Consider the following 1,430-nt stretch of genomic DNA (forward strand, 5'->3'; position numbering starts at 1 on the left):
GCGTGTCCAGCGTCCTCAACTTGGGTCGCTTTGAACTTGATTAGATTCAGAAAAAGGCCGGTTCATTTTGCGGCCGTGACAGAGGGGGTTTTCGCTAGGCAAAGCGATCCCCTCGATGGTCCTTTTCAGGAGGGTCGATGCGCATGCGCGCGGTTGGTAAGCGGAAGAATACCGCCGCCGAGACTAGACGCAGCATCAAAAGCTGCCTAAATGTTGCGAGCTTTTGGTTCCTTGACATTGGGGCGTTGTCGGTACAGTAGGTCCGTCAACAGCGGGCTTTGGCCCTTGCTGGGTCCCGATAGGTTCCCTAACGAGAGCGTTCGTTCAGCGTCGGCCTCTGCTTGGCCCCAACCCGGCCCAACCAGCGACCCTCAAAGTCGAGACCTTCGTGCTTGGCCCGTGGAGGGACCAAGTAAGGACCACGCAGGGGCCACGCCAGTTGATGTTGACAACGGCTTACTCAAACTCTGGAGAGAGAATCATGAAAGCACAGGTTTTTGCGGTTGATGTTGGTTATGGCAACACTAAATGCGCGTTTCGGATGGGCTCCGACCTCGCGACGATGATGTTTCCGTCGCTTGCCCCGCTTCGCGTCAGCGAGGCGGTTTCAAGTTTTGCCAGCGGTGTGCTGTCAGATCGCAAAGTGGCTGCCATCGAAATCGATGGCACAGTGTATGAAGTTGGCCCGGGTGTTGAGAGATCGTCAGCTTATGGGAACGCAGGTCGGACGCTGTCAGAAGACTTCTGCACAACGCCGAACTACGCGGCGCTGCTCTATGGCGCACTTCACTTCGCCGGCGTGACGGAGGTCGAACGTCTAGTTCTGGGATTGCCGGTTCATAGCATCGGCAAGTACGCCGACTTCGTGCGCGACGAGTTCAGCGGCACGCTGACCATTGGTGAGCGGAAGGTGAGTATTGGCAGCGTGAAGGTCATCCCGCAGCCCCTCGGCTCGCTCGTCTCGTTCTCCGAGTATGGCGGCGATGAGTTCGACCGGGAAAACGAGCATATCGTCATCGACGTTGGCTATTTCACAACGGACTGGGTGGCCGCAAACGGCTTCACGATGAACGACGCGCGCAGCGGCGGGGTTCCGGGCGGTGCATCCCAAGTCTACAAGCGCATTGCGTCGTTGATCAGCGAAGCGCGGGGCGAGATCGTCACCGATATTGAGAAACTCGATAAGTGCCTCCGGATGAAAAAGCCTTTCCTTTTCTATAACCAGGAGATGGATCTCGAACCGTACGTGGAAAAGTCTCAAGCAGTCGTCCGGAGCACGGTCAAAGCGATCCAAGAAAAGGTTGGCGCAACCGGCACCGTTCGGTCCATCGTCCTGAGCGGCGGCGGTGCAGTTCTTTACGAGTCGGCAGTTCGGGAAGCGTTTCCAAAGAATCGGGTTCAGTTGATGGATGCGCCGTGCTTTGCGAACG

General features: G+C 57.2%; 1 protein-coding gene. It reads left to right on the forward strand.

The genetic code is table 11. The features are described from left to right. Positions 1-481: 481 nt before the first annotated feature. Positions 482-1,430, forward strand: a 949-nt coding sequence (locus NCT32_RS36875; protein ID WP_250491552.1) for a PRTRC system protein D, incomplete at its 3' end; no start/stop codon positions are given.

Source organism: Caballeronia sp. INML2, assembly GCF_023631365.1.
Classification (GTDB): Bacteria; Pseudomonadota; Gammaproteobacteria; order Burkholderiales; family Burkholderiaceae; genus Caballeronia; species Caballeronia turbans.